This window comes from Actinokineospora sp., assembly GCF_050699995.1.
GTDB lineage: Bacteria > Actinomycetota > Actinomycetes > Mycobacteriales > Pseudonocardiaceae > Actinokineospora.
In genome coordinates this window covers 1-2,854 of sequence record NZ_JBOHGC010000148.1, presented here as the reverse complement: position 1 = coordinate 2,854, position 2,854 = coordinate 1, and the positions used below count along the sequence as shown (strand labels likewise).

Here is a 2,854-nt window from a genome sequence, read left to right as displayed (position 1 = left end):
GTCGTGCCCCGTCCATGCCGACGCACACGACACCCGAGGTATGGCGTACGAAGAACGCCATCGCCTCCTCGGTCGCGAACTCGGCGGCCATGATCAGGTCGCCTTCGTTCTCCCGGTTCTCGTCGTCGGCGACCACGACGATCTCGCCGCGCGCGATCGCGGCGATCGCCTCCTCGGGGGCGCAGAACTCGACCGTCTCGCTCGTTGCCTTCTCGACCATCACTGCGCTCCCTGCTTTTCTAACGACCGTTGAACTTCGGCCGCGACTTCGATGAGAAGGCGCGGCGCGCTTCGAGGTGGTCCTCCGTCGCGTACGCGACCGCCTGGCCGAACGCCTCCAGCTCGGCCATGTCGCCGATCCCGAGCTGAAGGGAGCGGGCGAGCAGCGTCTTCGCCAACCCGAGTGCCACGGTGGGACCGGCGGCCAGCTCCTTGCCGAGCGCCTGAGCCTCCGCGAGCACCTCGGGGGTGGGCACCACCCGATTGACCAGGCCCATCTCCTGCGCTTCCTTGGCGCCGAACCGCCGACCGGTGAAGATGAGTTCCTTCGCGAGGGTCATGGAGATCCGGCGGGGCAGGAAGTAGAGCGACCCACAGTCGGGAACGAGCCCGACCTTCGCGAACGCGCAGGAGAACAGCGCGTCGTCCGCCGCGATCACGAGGTCGCACGCGAGGGCCAGGCTGAGGCCCGCGCCGTGGGCATGCCCGTTGACCGCGGCGATGGTCGGCTTCTCGAGCTCGGCGAGCGGGATGAAGATGTCGGAGAGCAGCTTGCGCAGCCGGGCCCGGCTCGTGGTCGGGCTGTCGTTGAGGACCATCTCCTCGATGTCACCGCCCGCGCAGAAGGCGCCTCCATCACCGGTCACGACGACCGCCCGGACGTCGTCACGTGCACCGGCGAGGGCGATCGCCTCCGACAGGTCCCGCTTCAACGCCATGTTGAGCGCGTTGCGGGCGGCGACCCGGGTGAGCCGGATCGTCGCGACACCTTCGGCGACGTCGAAGCTCAGGTTCTCGAACGCGGGCGCTGCGACATCGCTCATCGCGAACCGTCCTCAAGGACCGGCTCGAAGTAGTCGATGTCGGAGAGCGTGCCCCTGGTGGGCGCGTCCTGCTTCCACACCGCGCGCACCTTCATGCCGATCGAGAGCAGCTCCTCGGCCCTCGCCATGTCGACACCGCCGACGGTGTGGATGAGCCTGGTGGCCGAACCGTCCAGATTGATCTCGGCGTAGACGTAGGGCGGCTTGCGGGTCTGTCCGACGAACTCGAGGTGGATGACCGAGAACGCCTGGAGTGTGCCGGTGTCGGCGACGTCGACGACCTGGCCGGTCGGCACGAAGCACACGTCGCAGTTGCCCCGCGCGGGTACAAGAACGTTGCGGCACGACGGGCATTTGGTCCCCACGAGGCGACGGTGGGAGCCCAGTTCGTCGAACATGCGGCCGTAGAACGGCCCGTAGGAGTGCTTGTAGTCGAGGTCGAGCCGGTACGGGAACTCCGCGATCGCCTCGCTGTCGGTTTCCAGCGGCGTGACGACCACCTGGCCATCGGACTGGCCTGCCTCGCCCAGCTCGAACCCGGCCAGGACGTCGAAACCCTCCGCGTCGGGCGCCCACACCACGCGGACCGCGGCGCCGTTGCGCACGTCGTCGGTGTCCCCGACGATCCGGTGCACCAGGTCCGTGTCCGCGCCATCGAGGCGGATCGTCGCGAGGACGCCCGCGGGTGTCCTGGTCCAGGCGCGAATGTCGCCCGTCCCGGGCAGGACGACGAACTCGGTCTCGCCACCCGACCGGGAGAAGTCGGCGGGCGGCACGGTGACATCGCCGGACACCGAACAACGCGTGCCGACGATGCGCTGATTGCGCAACTCCGTCAGGAAAGTCCCCGCCGCACGGCCCATGGTGAGCGTGTACGGCATGGTCAGGGTCGTCTCCATGACCGGGGCCTGGTCGATCCCGGTCCGCAGTCCACCAGCAGTAGGTCCAGCAGTCAGTCCAGCAGTCACTGTCGTTCCTCTCAGGATTTCGTCGAGCTGACCACGGCGACCCCGCGCAGGTTCGCCCAGCCGCCGCCCGCTTGCATGAGGCCGACCTTGGCGTCGGGCACCTGGTGCTCGCCGCAGCGGCCGCGGACCTGCTGAGCCACCTCGGCCAGCCGGATCAGCGCGGTGGCGCCGATGGGGTTCGCGCCCATGCAGCCACCGGAGGGGTTCACGGGGATGTCACCGTCGAACTCCGTCGCGCCCGAGGCGATGAGCTTCGCCGCGCCGCCCTGCTCGCACAGCCCGAGCCCCTCGTAGTAGCTGAGCTCGAAGCAGGTGTACGGCTCCTGGACCTCGACCACGTCGCACTGGCGCCGCGGATTCGTGATGCCCGCCTGCTTGTAGACCTTCTGTGCCGCCAGGGTGAGCGGCTCGGACTGCAGCATCGAGCGGTTGATCGCGTTCTCCGCCTCGCAGTAGTAGGACATGCCCCGGATCCACGCGGGCTTCGGCGACTTCTTCGCCGCGTCCTCGCTCGCCAACACGACCGCGCAGGCGCCGTCGGAGATCGGCGGCACGTCGAGCAGCTTGATCGGGGTGCACAGCGGCCGCGAGTTCAGCACGTCCTCGACGGTGACTTCCTTCTTGACGTGCGCATACGGATTCCGGATCGCGTTGCGGCGGTTCTTCACCGACACCATCGCCGCGGCCTCTTCGGTGTGGCTGAGCGGCTCCATCCGGGCCCGCCAGTAGGCGGCGGAGAATCCCATGATGCCGACGGCGAACTCGCGGCCCCAGAACGGGTCGTACAGCGTGGAGATCGAGTACTGCAGCGCTCCTTCGGAGAGCTTGTCGTAGGCCACCACG

4 protein-coding genes are annotated in these 2,854 nt (G+C 68.5%); all 4 read right to left on the bottom strand.

The genetic code is table 11. The features are described 5' to 3' along the window. A partial coding sequence (locus tag ACRDSQ_RS08680) for a 3,4-dihydroxy-2-butanone-4-phosphate synthase (protein WP_431420277.1) occupies positions 1 to 220 on the bottom strand: 220 nt, incomplete at its 3' end. Between the two features lie 19 nt (positions 221 to 239). Further along, entirely contained in the window at positions 240 to 1,043 is an 804-nt protein-coding gene (locus ACRDSQ_RS08675; RefSeq protein WP_431420276.1) for an enoyl-CoA hydratase/isomerase family protein, read from the bottom strand. Beyond that, positions 1,040 to 2,011 carry a Zn-ribbon domain-containing OB-fold protein gene (locus tag ACRDSQ_RS08670; RefSeq protein WP_431420275.1) on the bottom strand — a complete coding sequence of 324 codons (972 nt, stop codon included), beginning with the start codon at positions 2,009 to 2,011 and terminating at the stop codon, positions 1,040 to 1,042. Before ACRDSQ_RS08670 ends, ACRDSQ_RS08675 begins: the two co-directional genes overlap by 4 nt. 11 nt (positions 2,012 to 2,022) lie before the next feature. Beyond that, positions 2,023 to 2,854 (bottom strand): thiolase family protein (locus ACRDSQ_RS08665; RefSeq protein ID WP_431420274.1); only part of this gene is annotated, 832 nt, incomplete at its 5' end.